Origin of the sequence: Kitasatospora sp. NPDC059577, assembly GCF_042735475.1 — a bacterium.
In the GTDB taxonomy this organism is placed as follows: Bacteria; Actinomycetota; Actinomycetes; order Streptomycetales; family Streptomycetaceae; genus Kitasatospora.
The window spans coordinates 49047-65894 of record NZ_JBHWBZ010000058.1 but is presented as its reverse complement, the minus strand read 5'-3'; the positions used below and the strand labels follow the sequence as shown (position 1 = coordinate 65894).

The window sequence follows — 16848 nt, the reverse complement described above, 5'->3', positions numbered from 1 at the left end:
AGGAGCCGGAGGTGACGGTGTCGAGGCCGGCCATGCAGTGCATCAGCGTGGACTTGCCGGAGCCGGAGGGGCCCATGATGGCGGTGAACTCGCCCCGGGGGAACTCGACGCTGACGTTGTCGAGGGCGACGACGCGGGTCTCCCCCTCCCCGTAGACCTTGTTCAGGCCGGTGGCGCGGGCGGCCGCCACACCGGGGCGGACGGCGGTTGCGGTCGACGTGGTCACGGGGGGCTCCTTGTGCTCGTGGACTTGTACCTCCATGCTCCGCGACGTGATCATGGTCTGGCGTCGCTCCGCCGGACGGTTGGCCCGACCACCGCTGGGCGTACGGGAGGGCGGGACCGTCCTCCTGCGGTATGACGGAAACCCTGAGGGAGGGGCGGTGGCCTGGGGGTGGCCGGAAGCACTATCCTTCGTGGCCGAATCCCGAACAGTTCGTCAGATGGCAAGGAAACATGACAACTTCCGGGGCTGGGAACATGCGAAAGAGCGAGCCGGGAGACTAGGCTCAGGGTGGTTTCGCAGGACGCCCGGATGGTGGAACGCAGACACGGGCAGCTTAAAACTGCTTGGCCGCGAGGCCGTGCCGGTTCGAGTCCGGCTCCGGGCACCGGTCGACCGGCGGGGGCGCCGACGGCTCCCCCGCCGGGCGTCGTTCACCGGATCCTCCTCGCGGCGTATCCCGGAATTTTTGCCAGGCCATTACCCTTGTGCGTGGGCGGCGCAGTGCCGCCACGGAGGGAATGAGCAATGAGAAGCAGCAACCCGGTCTTCTCGCGGGAGGGGTCCTTCACCCGCGACTCCGGCTACGCGGGGTTCGGCAACACCGCGCAGGCCGGGAACCCGTACGGCGGGAACCCCTACGCCGGGACGCAGTACGCCCAGCAGCCGCAGGGTCAGGCGCCGCTGACCGACGAGCAGCTCTACCAGATGTACAACGGCCCGTCGGCCGGTCCGACGGCCACCGGGCGGATGACGCTCGACGACGTGGTCGCCCGTACCGCCATGACGCTGCTGACGCTGGTCGGCGCGGGCGCGGTGGCCTGGTTCGCGCTGCCGTTCGAGAACTACGGCTTCGCGATCGCCGCCAGCCTGGTGGCGATGGTCGTCGGCCTGGTGGCCTCCTTCAAGCGCAGCGTCAGCCCGCCGCTGATCCTGACCTACGCGGCCCTCCAGGGCTTCGCGATGGGCGCCTGGTCGCACGCGCTGAACACCATCCTGAACGGCATCGTGATCCAGGCGGTGCTGGGCACGGCGGCGGTCTTCGCGGCGATGCTGTTCGCCTACAAGAGCGGCAGGATCCGGGTCACCGCGCGCTACGCCCGCATCGGCATCGCGGTCGCCATGGGCTTCGTGCTGCTGATGCTGGTCAACATGGTCGCGTCGCTGGCCGGCGCCGACATGGGCCTGCGCTCGGGCCCGCTGGGCATCGTGGTCGGCCTGGTCGGCATCGGCCTGGGCGCCTTCTTCCTGTCGCTGGACTTCGCGGAGATCGAGACGGCCATCGCCCAGGGGGCCCCGCAGCAGGAGTCCTGGCGGGCCGCCTTCGGGCTGACCCTCTCGCTGGTCTGGATCTACATGGAGATGCTGCGGCTGATCGCGATCCTGCGCGGCGACGACTGACCCGGTCTCCCGTGGTGAAGCACTGCCGCCGGGCCCCGGAGCCACCCGCTCCGGGGCCCGGCGGCTTTTCGCCTAGGCTCGCTGCCATGCATGACGTACACCCCCTGGACGTGCACCCCCTGGACGTACAGCCCCTGGTCGATGCCGTCGACTCACTGGCGGATCGTTTCCGCTCGCTGCCGCAGAGCAAGCTGCTGGGCGCCGTACCCGGACACCCCTCGCGGGCGGCCGCCGCGCTGGAGCTGGCCCGGCGGCTGGCCGCGCTGGCGCTGACGGCGGAGGGCGGGGCGGAGCGGGACTTCCCGGACGCCGGGGCGTTCGCGGCGGGGGACCAACTGGCCGTCGCCGGGCACGATCTGGCGGCCGCGCTCGCGGCGCTGCCGGAGGGCGCCGAGGTGGCCCTGCCGGGCGGGCCCGCCGTGGTGGGCGAGGTGCTGGCCGGGGCGGTCGCGGCGGTGCGCGGGACGGCGGCGCTCTGCGCCTGAGGCGCCCGGAGCCGGACGCGCCCGGAGCCGGACGCACCGAAGGCCGGCCGGATCGGTAACCCCGTGATCCGGTCGGCCTTCGGCGCGAGGTGCGGGAGGGTGCCGGGGAGTACCGGCGGGCTCCGGTGACCCGGCGTCAGATGCTGGCGACCACCCGGTCGGCGAGCACGTAGACGGCCTCCTCGTCGGTGGAGAAGGTCAGCGAGTACGAGCCGGAGAAGCGCGAGCCGCCGAGCAGTCGCACGTGCTCGCCGGCACGGACCGCGTCGATCAGCCGGTAGGCGGCCTCCCGGTCGCCCGGGGCCACGCACAGGGTGGTGCCGTCGGCGAAGCCGTACACGTCCAGGGTGCCCAGCGGGCCCGGGCGGACGTCGGTCAGCGCGACGCCCTCCTCGGCGAGGGCGGCCAGCCGGTTGTCGGTCCACTCGCGGGACGGGGCCTGGCTCGGCACGAAGTCGGGGTGCGAGGGGTGGCGGCGCGGGTCGGGCGCGGCGACCGGGGCCTCCTCGACGAGCGGGTCGGTGTCCAGCAGCCCGGCCTCCAGACCGGTGGCCAGCAGGTCGGCCTCGCGGCGGGCGCGGGCGTCCTTCGAGGTCTCGCCCGCCGGGTGGCCGGGGCGCAGCGGCGCGCCGCCCTCGGTGCCGGTCTCGGCCGGACCGGTGCCGCCCTCGTTGATCAGGTCCTCCAGTGCGGAGCGCAGCGCCTCGCCGAACTCCGGGTCCATCGTCCCGGCGTTGTCGGCGGCGTCCTGAGGGCCGGTGGGGCGGGGGAAGAAGAGCGGCCACTCGTCGGTGCCGGAGAAGACACCGGTGAACGGGGAGTCGAACAGCGGCGCGTCCTCGGCCGCGCGGGCCTCCTGCTCGGCCCAGAACGCCCGGGCCTCGGTGATCTCCCGCTCGCGGTCGGCGGCGAGCGCCTCGGCGACGGCCCGGCGTATCGCGGCCTCGTCCACCGGCGCGGGCACGGCCGGGGCCGCGGCCTGGGCGTCCAGTCGGCGGGAGATTGCCCGGAGACGGAGCAGCACGGCGGTCGACACGGTGATCAGGATCAGCAGCAGGATGGTGTAGACGGCGCTCACGGAACGTACTCCTAGCGAGGAGCGGAACGGGGTTACGTCTCCACACTGCCGCATCCGGGGCTGTTACCGCAGTGGCGAATGTCTAATTTGTCCCGGACTTTCGCTCTTGTCCCCAAATTGTTAGGTAACACCGTTCTACGCAGTGGAGTTGATCCGCTCCGCAGTGTCGATTTCCGGGCTGGAAACGAACGAAAAGAGGGCCGGATCGACCTCGCGGTGTGATCCGGCCCTCAATTACGCTCCGTCACTCCAAATGGGTGGTCCAGACCCTTCGGAGGTTGCGGGGAGGGTCAGCTGAGGCGCTCGATGACCATCGCCATGCCCTGGCCGCCGCCGACGCACATGGTCTCCAGGCCGAACTGCTTGTCGTGCCACTGCAGGGAGTTGATCAGCGTGGTGGTGATCCGGGCACCGGTCATGCCGAAGGGGTGGCCGACCGCGATGGCGCCGCCGTTGACGTTCAGCTTGTCCAGGTCGACGCCCAGGTCGCGGTAGGACGGGATCACCTGGGCGGCGAAGGCCTCGTTGATCTCGACCAGGTCGATGTCGTCGATGGTCAGGCCGGCCCGCTTGAGCGCCTGCTTGGAGGCCTCGACCGGGCCGTAGCCCATGATCTCGGGGGAGAGCGCGCTGACGCCGGTGGAGACCACCCGGGCGAGCGGGGTGATGCCGAGCTCGCGGGCCTTGGTGTCGGACATGACGACCAGCGCGGCCGCACCGTCGTTCAGCGGGCAGCAGTTACCGGCGGTCACGGTGCCGTCCGGGCGGAACACCGGCTTCAGGCCCGAGACGCCCTCCAGGTTGACGCCGGCGCGCGGGCCGTCGTCCGTGCTGACCACGGTGCCGTCCGGGAGCGTCACCGGGGTGATCTCGCGCTCCCAGAAGCCGGCCTTGATGGCGGCCTCGGCGAGGTTCTGCGAGCGGACGCCGAACTCGTCCTGCTCGGCGCGGGTGATGCCCTTGAGCGCGGCCAGGTTCTCGGCGGTCTGACCCATCGCGATGTAGGCGTCCGGCACCAGGCCGTCCTCGCGCGGGTCGTGCCACTCGCCGCCACCCTCCTCGCCGCGCTTGGCGGTGCGGGCCTGGGCCGCGCCGAAGAGCGGGTTCATGGTGCCCGGCATGCCGTCCGAGGTGCCGTGGATGCTGCGCGAGACGGTCTCCACGCCGGCCGAGATGAAGACGTCGCCCTCGCCCGCCTTGATCGCGTGCAGCGCCATCCGCGTGGTCTGCAGCGAGGAGGAGCAGTAGCGGGTGATGGTGGCGCCGGGCAGGTGGTCCATGCCCATCTGGACGGCCACGATGCGGGCCAGGTTGTGGCCCTGCTCGCCGCCGGGCAGGCCGCAGCCGAGCATCAGGTCCTCGATCTCGCGCGGGTCGAGCTGCGGGACCTTGGCCAGCGCGGCCTGGATGACGTGGGCGGTCAGGTCGTCCGGGCGGACGTCCTTCAGCGAGCCCTTGAAGGCCCGGCCGATCGGCGAACGGGCGGCGCTGACGATGACGGCTTCGGGCATGACGGGCTCCTCGCTGGGTGACGGCGGACCTGACGTCCGGGAGGAAAGCTACCGCTTGGTAGGTCAAGCGTCATCCGCCCCAGCGTGTGAGCTGGCCGACGTATTCCCGGGGCCCGCGGGGGTGTCCGTGCCCTGGTCCGCGCCCTGGTCCGGGCTCTGGTCCGGGCTCTGGTCCGAGCCGTGCGCCGGGCCGTGCGCCGGGCCCGGGTGCGCGGCCTGCCCCGGGCCGTGCGCCGTGTCCCGGTCCGGGCCGTGGTCCGGGTGGGACACCACGGCCACGACCGAGCCGGGCAGGCCGATCCGCAGCCGCCGACGCAGCAGCGCCCACCGTCGGCCCGCGCCCTCCGCCTCCACGGCCGCCACCTCGGTGCCCGCCCGGTCGGCCGCCGCCGCGGCGGCCACCGCGACCGGCAGCACCGTCCCGCCCGGAACCGGCACGGTCGGCCGCTCCTCCTCCGGCCAGAGGCCGAGCGCGGCGCAGACCGAGGGCAGCACGGCCATCGCCGCGGTCGCGTAGCCCTGGGCCGAGGGGTGGTAGCGGTCGGCGGCGAACATCTCCGGGCGGGCGGCGAACTCCGGGCCCAGCAGCGAGCCCAGCGAGACCGTCCGGCCCCCCGCCTCCACCACCGCGATGGTCTGCGCGGCGGCCAGCTGCCGGCTCAGCCGACGGGCCACCCAGCGCAGCGGCGGGCGCACCGGCTTGATCGTGCCGAGGTCCGGGCAGGTCCCGACGACCACCTCGCAGCCGTTGGCGCGCAGCGCGGCGACGGCCTCGCCGAGCTGGCGGACGGCCAGCTGGGCCGGGCTGTGCCGGGTCACGTCGTTGGCACCGATCATGATCACCGCGACGTCGGGGCGGTGCCGCAGCGCCTGCTCCAGCTGGCCGGAGAGGTCGGCGGAGCGCCCGCCGGAGCGGGCCGCGTTGACCAGCCGGACCGGGCGCTCGGCGACCGAGGCCAGGCCTGAGGCGAGCAGGGCGCCGGGGGTCTCCCGGCCCCGCGCCACGCCGAGGCCGGCTCCGGTGGAGTCGCCGAGGACGGCCAGCACCAGCGGCGGCTGAGGGGTGGTGGCGCCGTCGGCGAAGGCCTCGCCGTAGACGCCGTCGGCCTTGGGCGGGTGGGTCTCCAGGACGCCGATGGCCTGGATCGCGAGCTTGCTCTCGGTCAGCAGCAGGCCCACCAGACCCACGCCGAGCAGTCCGAGTCCGCCGCCGCCGTACGCCGCCGCGGTGGCGATCCGCCGGGCCACCCGGGCCCGCGAGTCGTGTGCGCCTGGCATCCGGCACCCCCTTCGCGTCCTCGTGCCGCCCCCGGCGGGGCCGTACACCCCTCCTACCCGCGCGGGGGGCGGGAGTACCGGTGCCGGTGGGCCATTGGTGGGGAGGCGGGGCGCCGCGCGGAGGGCCGGCCGGGCGGGCCGCGGGGGAGGAGGGGCCGACGGGCCGGAGGAGTGTCGGGGCGGCTCCTTGGAGGAGGTGGACAAGAGGGGGCGCTGGGGTGCGTGCCACGGCCTAGGCTTTGCAGTACCGAAAGCACAAGCACTCGCATGCCCACAGACCGGGAGGACCCCCGTGCGGTACCACAACTCGATCATCGACCTGGTCGGCAACACGCCGCTGGTCAAGCTGAACAAGGTCACCGAGGGCATCAGCGCGACGGTGCTGGCGAAGGTCGAGTACTTCAACCCCGGTGGCTCGGTCAAGGACCGCATCGCGATGCGCATGATCGAGGCCGCCGAGGCCTCGGGCGCCCTCAAGCCGGGCGGCACCATCGTCGAGCCGACCTCGGGCAACACCGGTGTCGGTCTGGCGATCGTGGCCCAGCAGAAGGGCTACAAGTGCATCTTCGTCTGTCCCGACAAGGTCTCGACCGACAAGATCAACACGCTGCGCGCGTACGGAGCCGAGGTGGTCGTCTGCCCGACCGCCGTCGCCCCGGAGCACCCGGACTCCTACTACAACGTCTCCGACCGCCTGGTCCGGGAGACCCCGAACGCCTGGAAGCCGGACCAGTACTCGAACCCGGACAACCCGGCCTCGCACTACCACTCCACCGGCCCGGAGCTGTGGGAGCAGACCGACGGGAAGATCACCCACTTCGTGGCGGGCGTCGGCACCGGCGGCACCATCTCCGGCACCGGCAACTACCTGAAGGAGGTCTCCGGCGGCAAGGTCAAGGTGATCGGCGCCGACCCGGAGGGCTCGGTCTACTCGGGCGGCACCGGCCGTCCGTACCTGGTCGAGGGCGTCGGTGAGGACTTCTGGCCGACCGCCTACGACCGCGCGGTCGCGGACGGGATCGTCGCCGTCTCCGACAAGGACTCGTTCCAGATGACCCGCCGCCTGGCCAAGGAGGAGGGCCTGCTGGTCGGCGGCTCCTGCGGCATGGCCGTGGTGGCCGCGCTGGAGGTCGCCCGCGGGCTCGGGCCGGACGACGTCGTGGTCGTGCTGCTGCCGGACGGCGGCCGCGGCTACCTGTCGAAGATCTTCAACGACGACTGGATGGCCGACTACGGCTTCCTGCCCTCGTCCACCGACGAGGCGCACATCGGCGAGGTGCTGGCCCGCAAGGAGTCCATCGAGCAGGGCGGCGTCCCGCAGTTCGTCCACATGCACCCCAACGAGACGGTCGCCGAGGCGGTCCGGGTGCTGCGCGAGTACGGCGTCTCGCAGATGCCGGTGGTCTCCCCGGGCGCCGGGCACCCGGACATCATGGCCGGCGAGGTGATCGGCTCGGTGGTGGAGAAGCTGCTGCTGGAGGGCATCTTCGCCAAGGAGATCGAGCTGACCGACACGCTGGACAACGTGATGTCCAAGCCGCTGCCGGTGGTCGGCTCGGGCGAGACCGTCACCAACCTGATGACCGTGCTGGAGAAGGCCGACGCGGCCGTCGTGCTGGTGGAGGGCAAGCCGCAGGGCATCGTCACCCGCCAGGACCTGCTGGGCTACCTGACCGGCCGCGCCGCGCACTGACCCGGGGTCACCGCCGCCCGCCCGCGGACGGATCCGGAGGATTCGTCCACGGGCGAAGTGGTACACCGGCGTCACCTGCCCGCAGCACGTGGTTAACACGGCTCCGGCATCGTTGTGGTCAACGGCACGACGCCGAACGAGGCGACGGCAACCGTCCGGGAGCGGCTCCCCGGCGACCGCGGTCGACTCCGGGCACACCGGGCGGTCCTGACCCGACCGCTGTGTCCTCCCTCGCGGGAGGCGCCGTCGTCCCGCCCCTGCCCGGCTCCGGCCGGTCCACAGGGTGTGGCGGCTCCCGCGGCCGCACCGCGCCGTACGGCGCGTCCCCGCGGCTCCCGGGTGGGGGAGTCCATGCGGGGGAACGGTGGGGCCGGTCCTTCTCCGAGGGACCGGCCCCTTCCGTCCGTTCCGGGCCCGGTCCGCCCGCCGGCGGCTCCCGCGCTGTGCGTCGGCGGCCGTCCGTTCCCGTACGCTCGCACGCATGACCAGCACTGAAACGACCGACCAGGACGCCCCGCGCTACGTCCGGGTCAAGATCGAGCTCATCGCGGAGATCACCGACGAGGGCGCCCTCAAGGCGGCGGCCCTGCAGGCGGTGACCGAGGACGAGTACCTCGACGACGAGGAGCGCGCCCAGTCCGTCGAGGCCATCGAGGTGGACCCGTCGGGCTCGCTCGCGCACTTCATCGACCCCGTCGCGCTGCTCGGCGACGTCCCCGGGGTGGAGCTCGCCTCGGCGACCTGGGAGTCGGCGCAGACCGAGTTCGACCCGGACGACGAGGAGTGGGACGAGTACGCGGTGGACAGCTCCGCCGAGTAACGACGGCACGCCGTCACCGCCCGCGAACGCCCGGTCTGCCACGGCAGGCCGGGCGTTTTGTCCCTGTTCGGAGGCAAGTTGGGTCATCTCATACGATCGCTTACCCTTCGGTGGTGGAACCGTGAACGGGCGGATTGCGTTTCTGTATCCGTAATGCCCGGGATGATCAGCAGGGAGACGCGACGTGACGGCACGGGACGGTCAGGGGCGGGCGGCCGGAGGAAGCTGGAGCCGACGCGGTGTGCTCGCGGGGCTGATCGGGGCTCCCGTGCTCCTGCTGGCGGCCTGCAACGACAACAGCGGCGGCAGCAGCGGCAGCGGTAGCGGCTCCGGCGGTGGCGCGGGCTCCGGCCAGGGCTCCGACGGCGGAAGCAGCAGCACCCCGAAGACCTCGACCGCCGTGATCACCGTCACCCCCGCCGACGGCGCCGCCGCCGCCAGCTTCAGCGACCCGGTCAAGATCACCGTCGCCAACGGCACGCTGAGCACCGTCAAGGTCACCGACTCGACCGGCAAGGAGCTGGCCGGCCAGCTCTCCGCCGACAACACCGGCTGGACCTCGGCGGCCGCCCCGGCCAGCGGCACCAAGTACACCGTCGCCGCCGTCGCCGTGGACAAGGACAAGCTGGAGGCGGACGCCAACGCCGTGTTCACCACGGCGACCCCGGCCAACACCTTCGTCGGCTACTTCACCCCCGAGGACGGCTCGACGGTCGGCGTCGGCATGCCCGTCTCGATCAACTTCAGCAAGCCGGTCACCGACCGCAAGGCCGTCCAGCAGGCGATCACCGTGATAGCCGAGCCGGGCGTCGAGATCGTCGGCCACTGGTTCTCCAGCACCCGCCTCGACTTCCGGCCGCAGGAGTACTGGGCCAAGGGCACCAAGGTCACCCTCAAGCTCCGGCTCAAGGACGTCGAGGGCGCCAAGGGCGTGTACGGCACCCAGTCCAAGGACATCGCCTTCACCATCGGCCGCGCCCAGACCAGCGTCGCCGACCTCGGCACCAAGAAGCTCACCGTCACCACCGACGGCCAGGTCAGCGCCGTCTACAAGATCTCCGGTGGTTCGCCCGAGCACACCACCTGGGGCGGCAAGATGGTCATCTCCGAGCAGTACACCCAGACCCGGATGAACTCGCAGACGGTCAACCTGGGCAGCGAGTACGACATCGCCGACGTGCCGCACGCCCAGCGCCTCACCACCTCGGGCACCTTCGTCCACGGCAACTACTGGTCCCCGCCGTCGATCTTCGGCGGCCAGAACACCAGCCACGGCTGCGTCGGCCTGCAGGACACCAAGGGGGCGCAGGACGCCGGCTCGGACGGCTACAAGTTCTACAAGTCCTCGATGGTCGGCGACGTGGTCGAGGTCGTGAACTCCGGCGACAAGACCGTCGCCCCGGACAACGGCCTGAACGGCTGGAACCTGAGCTGGGCCGACTGGAAGGCCGGCAGCGCCGCCTGACCCCCGACGCCTGACCCCCGCCGTCCGATTTCTGAGGCTTTAGCCCGGCCGTCCGATCCGCACGGCCGGGCACCCCGTCGGCCGCCGACACCCGGCTCCCCGGGCGGACCGTTCCCGCGTCCGCCCGGGGAGCCGGGTCCGCGTTCGATCAGCGCTTCGCGTAGTCCGCGAACCCCTGCCAGTCGATGACCACGCACGGCTCGTCGCCCAGGATCCAGGCGTCGTGCCCGGGTGCGCAGATCATGTAGTCGCCGGGGCCGAACTCCTCCGCCTGGCCGTCGTCCATGACGATCTTCATCCGGCCGGAGACCACGTACCCCGTGTGGGCCGCCTGGCAGCTGTCGGTCTTGGCGATCGGCTTCACGTGCTTGGACCACTGCCAGCCCGGCTCGAACACGGCCCGGCCCACCGGGCCGGCGTCCAGGTTGACCAGGCGCAGCTCGCCCGTGCCCTCCTCGAAGGGACGGACTTCCTCGGGATCCTCGAAGCTCTTGCGGACCAGACCGGACATGGCGCACTCCTCTCCCCGCAGGGAGGACGGCCCGGCCGCCGGCGGTGGCCGCACCGCCCCTGCTGGCCCTTCCAGTCTGCGCCCGGATCGGGGAGCGGTCACGTGGGGTGGCCCGCTCCCCGGGTGGCGCGGAGCGGGTCAGCCCCGGGTGCGGGCCACGCCGATCGGGCAGGCGGCGCCGGTGCCGCCGAGGCCGCAGTAGCCGTTGGGGTTCTTGGCCTCCGACAGGTACTGCTGGTGGTACGGCTCGGCCGGGAAGAACGGGCCGGCCGGGGCGATCTCGGTGGTGATCGGACCGTAGCCGAGCGCGGTCAGGGCCGGCTGGAAGGCGTCCCTGGTGGCCGCCGCGGCCTCGGCCTGGGCGGGGGAGTGGGTGTAGACGGCGGAGCGGTACTGGGTGCCCACGTCGTTGCCCTGGCGGTTTCCCTGCGTCGGGTCGTGCGCCTCCCAGAACGTCTTCAGCAGGCGCTCGTACGACACCACCGCCGGGTCGTACACCACCCGGACCGCCTCGGTGTGCCCGGTCAGCCCGCTGCACACCTCCTCGTACGTCGGGTTCGGGGTGTAGCCGCCCTGGTAACCGGCCAGCGTCGTCCAGACGCCGGGCAGCCGCCAGAACGTCCGCTCGGCGCCCCAGAAGCAGCCCAGCCCGAAGTCGGCCACCTCCAGCCCCTCCGGGTACGGGCCGGGCAGCGGGTGGCCGAGCACGGTGTGCGGGTCCCGCAGCTCGAAGGACGGGGCCGCCCGGCCGGGCAGCGCCTGGTCGGCGGGGACGAGCGAGGTCTTGTGGCGGTTGAACAGCACGGCCTGCTCCTGCGGGGTAGGGAGGGTTGCCCCGGATTCAACGCACGGAACGGCTCCCGGATTCCGGGAGCGGTACTTCCGGACGGCGGCGGCCCGCGGCGGCGGCGGTTTCCGCCAGTGCTCCCGGTTCCGGCGAGCGCGCCGACGTACGGCCACTAGGCTCGGAGCCATGACCGAGCACCAGCTTCCCCAGGGCTTCGAGACCCTCGCCATCCACGCGGGTCAGGAAGCAGACCCCCAGACCGGGGCCGTCGTCACGCCGATCTACCAGGTGTCCACCTACAAGCAGGACGGGGTGGGCGGCCTGCGGGGCGGCTACGAGTACAGCCGTAGCGCCAACCCGACCCGTACCGCGCTGGAGGAGTGCCTCGCCGCGCTGGAGGGCGGCGCCCGCGGCCTCGCCTTCGCCTCCGGCCTGGCGGCCGAGGACACCCTGCTGCGCACCATCCTCAAGCCGGGCGACCACATCGTGATCCCCAACGACGCCTACGGCGGCACCTTCCGGCTGTTCGCCAAGGTGCTGACCCGCTGGGGCGTCGAGTTCTCCGTGGCCAACACCCAGGACCTGGCCACCGTCCGCGAGGCGATCCGCCCCAACACCCGCGCGGTGTGGGTGGAGACCCCGTCCAACCCGCTGCTGGGCATCACCGACCTGGCCGCGCTCGCCGAGATCGCGCACGGCGCCGGCGCACTGCTGGTGGTCGACAACACCTTCGCCAGCCCGTACCTGCAGCAGCCGATCGCGCTCGGCGCGGACGCGGTCGTGCACTCCACCACCAAGTACATGGGCGGCCACTCGGACGTGGTCGGCGGTGCGCTGGTGCTGGCCGACGCGACCCTCGGCGAGGAGGTCGCGTACCACCAGAACGCGATGGGCGCGGTCTCCGGCCCGTTCGACGCCTGGCTGGTGCTGCGCGGCATAAAGACGCTGGGTGTCCGGATGGACCGGCACAGCGCCAACGCGGAGAAGGTCGCCGAGCTGCTGGCGGGCCACTCCAAGGTCAGCCAGGTGCTGTACCCGGGCCTGCCCGAGCACCCCGGCCACGACATCGCGGCCAAGCAGATGAAGGCCTTCGGCGGCATGGTCTCGTTCCGGGTCGCGGGTGGCGAGGAGGCGGCCGTCGAGGTCTGCAACCGCGCGCAGCTGTTCACCCTCGGCGAGTCGCTGGGCGGCGTCGAGTCGCTGATCGAGCACCCGGGCCGGATGACCCACGCCTCGGTGGTCGGTTCGGCGCTGGAGGTGCCGTCCGACCTGGTGCGCGTCTCGGTCGGCATCGAGTCGATCGACGACCTGCTGGCCGACCTCGAGCAGGCGCTGGGCTGAGCCCGTCGGGGTTCTCGGGGTTCACTGCCCCTGCTGGTCCGCCGTGTAGGACTCCATCGCGTGGTTGAAGCGGGCCAGCAGGGCGCAGAACGCCCGTTGCTCCTCCTCCGGCCAGTCGGCCATCAGGCGGCGGGTCAACTCGGCCCGTCCGTCCCGGACTTCGTCGAGGCGTCCGGAGCCGCGGGCGGTCAGTGCGAGCCGCACGGCGCGCCGGGGGGGGGGGGGGGCGGGGGGCCCCCCCCCCCCCCCCCCCAGCCCGGCCGCGACCAGCGGGGCGACCTGGCGGGTCACCGTGGAGGAGTCCACGCCGAGCGATTCGGCCAGCGCCTTGACGTTGGCCGGCCCGTGCCGCTCCAGTCGGTCGAGCAGCAGGTAGGCGGCCCGGTCCAGCGCTCCGACCCCGCCGCCGGAGGTCCGGACCTGTTCCATGCGGCGGGCGAACACCGCGAGCTGGTACTGGAGTTGGGCGTGCACGGGGTCGGTGCGGTCGGTGGCCTGGGGCGAGGTCGTCGTCATCGCGGCTCACGATCGTCGTGCGGCGAGGGAGGCTCGGAAGCAGCAGCGTACGCGGGCGCGGCGGACCCGGGAACAGGCCCGGCGTGCCGGATTGCCGCCGTCCGGACCTCTAACCTTGGCGACATGCACAACTGGCCGATCACCCTCGACGACGTCCGCGGCGCCCAGAAGATGCTCGCCGGGATCGCCCGGGTGACCCCGATGGAGGGCAGCCGGTACCTGTCCGGGCTGATCGGCGCACCGGTCCACCTGAAGTGCGAGAACCTCCAGCGCACCGGCTCCTTCAAGCTGCGCGGGGCGTACGTGCGGATCGCGGGCCTCTCGCCGGTGCAGCGGGCCGGCGGGGTGGTGGCGGCGAGCGCCGGGAACCACGCCCAGGGCGTGGCGCTGGCGGCCGCGCTGCTGGGGGTGCGCTCGACGGTGTTCATGCCGGTCGCGGCGCCGCTGCCGAAGGTCGCGGCCACCCGCGAGTACGGCGCCGACGTGCGGCTGCACGGCGCCACCGTGGACGAGGCGCTGCTCGCCGCGCAGCGGTACGCGGAGGCGACCGGCGCGGTGTTCATCCACCCCTTCGACCACTGGGACGTGGTCACCGGCCAGGCGACCGTGGGCCTGGAGGTGCTGGAGCAGTGCCCCGAGGTGCGCACCATCCTGGTCGGGGTGGGCGGCGGCGGGCTGCTGGCCGGGATCGCGGCGGCGGTCAAGCCGTTGCGGCCGGACGTCCGGGTGGTCGGGGTGCAGGCGGCCGGGGCGGCCGCGTACCCGCCCTCGCTGGCGGCCGGGCGGCCGGTGTCGCTGCAGCACGTCGCCACCATGGCCGACGGGATCATGGTCGGACGCCCGGGGGACATCCCCTTCGAGGTGGTCAACACGCTGGCGGACGGCATCCGCACGGTCTCCGAGGACGCACTGTCGCGGGCGCTGCTGATCGGCCTGGAGCGGCTGAAGCTGGTGGTCGAGCCGGCCGGGGCGGCCCCGATCGCGGCGCTGCTGGAGCGGCCTGACTCCTTCGAGGGGCCGGTGGTGGCGGTGCTGTCCGGCGGCAACATCGACCCGCAGCTGATGCAGCGGGTGCTGCGGCACGGCCTGGCGGCGGCCGGGCGCTACCTGTCGCTGCGGGTGCGGCTGGCGGACAAGCCGGGGTCGCTGGCGGACCTGCTGGCGGTGCTGACCAGGGTGGACGCCAACGTGCTGGACGTGGCGCACGTGCGGATCGACCCGCGGCTGGGGCTGACCGAGGTCGAGGTGGACCTGCACCTGGAGACCAAGGGCCCGGAGCACTGCGCGGCGGTGGTCGGCGAGCTGCGGGACTCGGGGTACGTCGTCTCCGGCGAGTCCTCCTCCGGTTGACCGGATGCCGCGTGGGACCGGTGGGGCGGGAGTGACCACCGGGTTCCCAGTTGCCGGTGGTTCGGGGCCTGATTGCCGGTCGTTGCTGCGGTCCGGCGCGGCTTCTCCCTGGAACGATGGCGGAGCTGCATCCCTTGACGCGATATATCGCGTACTGGGAGACTCGCGATACATCGCGTTCGAGTCCCGCGGGTCGAAAATCGAGTCGCCCGCGCGCCCGAAAGCGGGGCAGAGTGGGACAGATCGCTCCATACGTCCGAGGAGATGAGGCAGGCCATGGCGCCAGCCATCCAAGCCGAGAACCTGGTGAAGACCTTCGGCGACGTGCGAGCCCTGGACGGCGTCAGCCTCGACGTCCCCGAGGGCACGGTGCTCGGGCTGCTCGGCCCGAACGGCGCCGGGAAGACCACCACCGTGCGGGTCCTCACCACCCTGCTCCGCCCCGACTCCGGTCGCGCGGTGGTCGCCGGCGTCGACGTCCTCAAGCACCCCAACAAGGTCCGCAGCCTGATCGGCCTGTCCGGACAGTACGCGGCGGTCGACGAGTACCTCACCGGCTTCGAGAACCTCACCATGGTCGGCGAGCTCTACCAGATGAGCACCCGCGCCGCGAAGGCCCGCGCGCTGGAGCTGCTGGAGTGGTTCAACCTCGCCGAGGCCAAGGACCGCACCGCCAAGACCTACTCCGGCGGCATGCGCCGCCGCCTGGACCTCGCCGCCGCACTGGTCGTCCGGCCGCCGGTGATGTTCCTGGACGAGCCGACCACCGGCCTCGACCCGCGCAACCGGCTCGCGCTCTGGGAGGTCATCGAGACCCTGGTCGAGCAGGGCACCACGCTGCTGCTCACCACCCAGTACCTGGAGGAGGCCGACCGGCTCGCCCACGACATCGCGGTGGTCGACCGCGGCCGGGTGATCGCGCGCGGCACCGCCGACCAGCTCAAGGCCCAGATCGGCGGCGAGCGGATCGAGGTCGTGGTACACGAGCCCGGCCGGGTCGCCGACGCGGTCGCGGCGATGTCCGGCTACGCGCTGAGCGAGCCGACAGTGGAGAAGAACACCCGCCGGATCACCCTGCCGATCAGCGGCGGCGCCCGGGTGCTCGCCGACGCCATCCGCGAACTGGACGCCCGCGGGATCGAGATCGACGACATCGGGCTGCGCCGCCCGACGCTGGACGACGTCTTCCTCACCCTCACCGGCCACGCCGCCGAGGAGGGGACCGAGGAGGGCGGCGCCGACCCCAAGGCGCGCGGGCGGGGCAAGGGCAAGGGCAAGGGCAAGCCCGGCGGCACGGACGACGCCGGGAGCCGGGGACCGGACAAGCAGGCCGTCGCGGCCGGAAAGGAGCGCTGAGATGAGCACCGCCACCGAGCACGCCATCGGCGCGGCGATGCCCAGGCAGCGCCGGGGGCTGTCCGCCACCCTGCACGACTCCTGGGTGGTCGCCAAGCGCAACCTGCGCCGGATGACCCGCATCCCGGAGATCGTCGTCTTCGGCCTGATGCAGCCGGTCATGTTCGTGCTGCTGTTCTCGTACGTCATGGGCGGGGCGATCAAGATCCCGGGGGCGGACTCCAGCTCCCACACGTACATCCAGTTCCTGATGGCCGGCATCTTCGCCCAGACCGTCACCTTCGCCACCGCCGGTGCCTCGGCCGGCATCGCGGAGGACATGACCAAGGGCCTGGTGGACCGCTTCCGCTCGCTGCCGATGGCCCGCTCCGCGGTGCTGGTCGGCCGCACCCTGGCGGACCTCGTGCAGACCGCGTTCATCGTGGTCGTGCTGGGCCTGGTCGCGCTGCTGGTCGGCTGGCGGATCCACGACGGGGTGCTCAACGCGCTCGCCGCCTTCGGCCTGCTGCTCCTGTTCGGCTACGCCTTCTCCTGGATCGGCGCGCTGATCGGCCTGTCGGTGCGCAGCCCCGAGGCGGCCACCTCGGCCGGGCTGATCTGGCTGTTCCCGCTGACCTTCGTGTCCAACGCCTTCGTGCCGGTCTCCTCGATGCCGGGCTGGCTGCAGGGGGTCGCCTACTGGAACCCGTTCAGCGCCACCGTGCAGGCCTGCCGGGTGCTGTTCGGCAACCAGGTCGGACCGGTGGACAGCGCCTGGCCGATGCAGCACGCGGCGCTGGTGTCGGTGATGTGGTCGGTGCTCATCACGGCCGTGTTCTCGTGGCTGTCGGTGCGCAAGTACCGTTCGGCCACTGCCTGATCGGCCACTGCCTGATCGGCCACTGCCCGGAACGCGGAAGGGCGGCCGGAACGCGGAAGGGGGGGGGGGGGGGGGCGCCGGCGCCCCCCCGCCCGCGCCCCGGCGCCCGGGCGCACGCGGCCGCCGCGCGGCGGAGGGTACAGAGAGGAAGACCACCGAGAAAGGTAAAGCACC

Annotated in this window: 16 protein-coding genes and 1 tRNA gene; 10 read left to right on the top strand and 7 right to left on the bottom strand. The window is 72.6% G+C overall.

Annotated elements, in window-relative coordinates:
- Nucleotides 1-226 (bottom strand): ATP-binding cassette domain-containing protein (locus ACFV0O_RS32995; protein ID WP_380347430.1); only part of this gene is annotated, 226 nt, incomplete at its 3' end.
- A gap of 303 nt (nt 227-529) precedes the next feature.
- Here ACFV0O_RS32995 and ACFV0O_RS32990 point away from each other — a divergent pair.
- The 3 genes from ACFV0O_RS32990 (at nt 530) to ACFV0O_RS32980 (ending at nt 2109) form a co-directional block, all read left to right on the top strand.
- Nucleotides 530-611, top strand: a tRNA-Leu gene (locus tag ACFV0O_RS32990).
- A gap of 140 nt (nt 612-751) precedes the next feature.
- Entirely contained in the window at nt 752-1624 is an 873-nt protein-coding gene (locus ACFV0O_RS32985) for a Bax inhibitor-1/YccA family protein (protein WP_360260826.1), read from the top strand.
- Between the two features lie 86 nt (nt 1625-1710).
- A complete protein-coding gene (locus ACFV0O_RS32980; protein WP_380347429.1) occupies nt 1711-2109 on the top strand; it encodes a hypothetical protein in 399 nt (132 codons plus the stop codon).
- Between the two features lie 136 nt (nt 2110-2245).
- Here ACFV0O_RS32980 and ACFV0O_RS32975 read toward each other — a convergent pair whose 3' ends face one another.
- From ACFV0O_RS32975 to ACFV0O_RS32965, 3 genes are all read right to left on the bottom strand, one after another.
- Complete coding sequence (locus tag ACFV0O_RS32975) at nt 2246-3187, bottom strand: hypothetical protein (protein ID WP_360260831.1); 942 nt, start codon at nt 3185-3187, stop codon at nt 2246-2248.
- A 290-nt stretch (nt 3188-3477) separates the two neighbouring features.
- Entirely contained in the window at nt 3478-4698 is a 1221-nt protein-coding gene (locus ACFV0O_RS32970) for an acetyl-CoA C-acetyltransferase (protein ID WP_360260834.1), read from the bottom strand.
- A gap of 63 nt (nt 4699-4761) precedes the next feature.
- Nucleotides 4762-5976: a GDSL-type esterase/lipase family protein gene (locus ACFV0O_RS32965; RefSeq protein WP_380347428.1), complete on the bottom strand. Its 1215-nt coding sequence runs from the start codon at nt 5974-5976 to the stop codon at nt 4762-4764.
- A gap of 292 nt (nt 5977-6268) precedes the next feature.
- On the opposite strand from ACFV0O_RS32965, the gene ACFV0O_RS32960 reads away from it, so the two are divergent.
- From ACFV0O_RS32960 to ACFV0O_RS32950, 3 genes are all read left to right on the top strand, one after another.
- Nucleotides 6269-7669, top strand: coding sequence for a cystathionine beta-synthase (locus tag ACFV0O_RS32960; RefSeq protein ID WP_380347427.1), 1401 nt, complete (start codon nt 6269-6271; stop codon nt 7667-7669).
- 481 nt (nt 7670-8150) lie between these two features.
- Nucleotides 8151-8489, top strand: a complete 339-nt coding sequence (locus ACFV0O_RS32955) for a hypothetical protein (protein ID WP_380347426.1) — start codon at nt 8151-8153, stop codon at nt 8487-8489.
- Between the two features lie 184 nt (nt 8490-8673).
- The gene (locus tag ACFV0O_RS32950) at nt 8674-9954 is read left to right on the top strand and encodes an Ig-like domain-containing protein (protein WP_380347425.1); all 1281 of its coding nucleotides are present in this window, start codon (nt 8674-8676) and stop codon (nt 9952-9954) included.
- 148 nt (nt 9955-10102) lie between these two features.
- Here the strand turns inward: ACFV0O_RS32950 and ACFV0O_RS32945 are convergent, their stop codons facing one another.
- The gene (locus tag ACFV0O_RS32945; RefSeq protein WP_360260847.1) at nt 10103-10465 is read right to left on the bottom strand and encodes a cupin domain-containing protein; all 363 of its coding nucleotides are present in this window, start codon (nt 10463-10465) and stop codon (nt 10103-10105) included.
- A 138-nt stretch (nt 10466-10603) separates the two neighbouring features.
- Nucleotides 10604-11269 (bottom strand): peptide-methionine (S)-S-oxide reductase MsrA, encoded by a 666-nt coding sequence (gene msrA, locus ACFV0O_RS32940; RefSeq protein ID WP_360260850.1) that lies wholly within the window; start codon nt 11267-11269, stop codon nt 10604-10606.
- Between the two features lie 169 nt (nt 11270-11438).
- Here msrA and ACFV0O_RS32935 point away from each other — a divergent pair, with 169 nt between their 5' ends.
- Nucleotides 11439-12593 (top strand): cystathionine gamma-synthase, encoded by a 1155-nt coding sequence (locus ACFV0O_RS32935; RefSeq protein ID WP_360260852.1) that lies wholly within the window; start codon nt 11439-11441, stop codon nt 12591-12593.
- 21 nt (nt 12594-12614) lie between these two features.
- Here the strand turns inward: ACFV0O_RS32935 and ACFV0O_RS32930 are convergent, their stop codons facing one another.
- On the bottom strand, nt 12615-13109 hold the full coding sequence (locus ACFV0O_RS32930; protein WP_380347424.1) for a MarR family transcriptional regulator: 495 nt from the start codon (nt 13107-13109) through the stop codon (nt 12615-12617).
- A gap of 123 nt (nt 13110-13232) precedes the next feature.
- Here ACFV0O_RS32930 and ilvA point away from each other — a divergent pair, with 123 nt between their 5' ends.
- The 3 genes from ilvA (at nt 13233) to ACFV0O_RS32915 (ending at nt 16674) form a co-directional block, all read left to right on the top strand.
- Nucleotides 13233-14459 carry a threonine ammonia-lyase gene (ilvA, locus tag ACFV0O_RS32925; protein ID WP_380347423.1) on the top strand — a complete coding sequence of 409 codons (1227 nt, stop codon included), beginning with the start codon at nt 13233-13235 and terminating at the stop codon, nt 14457-14459.
- A gap of 276 nt (nt 14460-14735) precedes the next feature.
- Entirely contained in the window at nt 14736-15815 is a 1080-nt protein-coding gene (locus ACFV0O_RS32920) for an ATP-binding cassette domain-containing protein (RefSeq protein WP_380347422.1), read from the top strand.
- Nucleotide 15816: 1 nt separating this feature from the next.
- Nucleotides 15817-16674 (top strand): ABC transporter permease, encoded by an 858-nt coding sequence (locus tag ACFV0O_RS32915; protein ID WP_380347421.1) that lies wholly within the window; start codon nt 15817-15819, stop codon nt 16672-16674.
- Nucleotides 16675-16848: the final 174 nt, after the last annotated feature.

Excerpts from the sequence above, each read along its gene's own strand:
- ilvA (WP_380347423.1), top strand. The coding sequence starts at position 13,233 with ATGCACAACTGGCCGATCACCCTCGACGACGTCCGCGGCGCCCAGAAG.
- ACFV0O_RS32965 (WP_380347428.1), bottom strand. The coding sequence starts at position 5,976 with ATGCCAGGCGCACACGACTCGCGGGCCCGGGTGGCCCGGCGGATCGCC.
- ACFV0O_RS32915 (WP_380347421.1), top strand. The coding sequence starts at position 15,817 with ATGAGCACCGCCACCGAGCACGCCATCGGCGCGGCGATGCCCAGGCAG.
- ACFV0O_RS32970 (WP_360260834.1), bottom strand. The coding sequence starts at position 4,698 with ATGCCCGAAGCCGTCATCGTCAGCGCCGCCCGTTCGCCGATCGGCCGG.
- ACFV0O_RS32935 (WP_360260852.1), top strand. The coding sequence starts at position 11,439 with ATGACCGAGCACCAGCTTCCCCAGGGCTTCGAGACCCTCGCCATCCAC.
- ACFV0O_RS32945 (WP_360260847.1), bottom strand. The coding sequence starts at position 10,465 with ATGTCCGGTCTGGTCCGCAAGAGCTTCGAGGATCCCGAGGAAGTCCGT.
- ACFV0O_RS32930 (WP_380347424.1), bottom strand. The coding sequence starts at position 13,109 with ATGACGACGACCTCGCCCCAGGCCACCGACCGCACCGACCCCGTGCAC.
- ACFV0O_RS32955 (WP_380347426.1), top strand. The coding sequence starts at position 8,151 with ATGACCAGCACTGAAACGACCGACCAGGACGCCCCGCGCTACGTCCGG.
- ACFV0O_RS32980 (WP_380347429.1), top strand. The coding sequence starts at position 1,711 with ATGCATGACGTACACCCCCTGGACGTGCACCCCCTGGACGTACAGCCC.
- ACFV0O_RS32985 (WP_360260826.1), top strand. The coding sequence starts at position 752 with ATGAGAAGCAGCAACCCGGTCTTCTCGCGGGAGGGGTCCTTCACCCGC.
- ACFV0O_RS32920 (WP_380347422.1), top strand. The coding sequence starts at position 14,736 with ATGGCGCCAGCCATCCAAGCCGAGAACCTGGTGAAGACCTTCGGCGAC.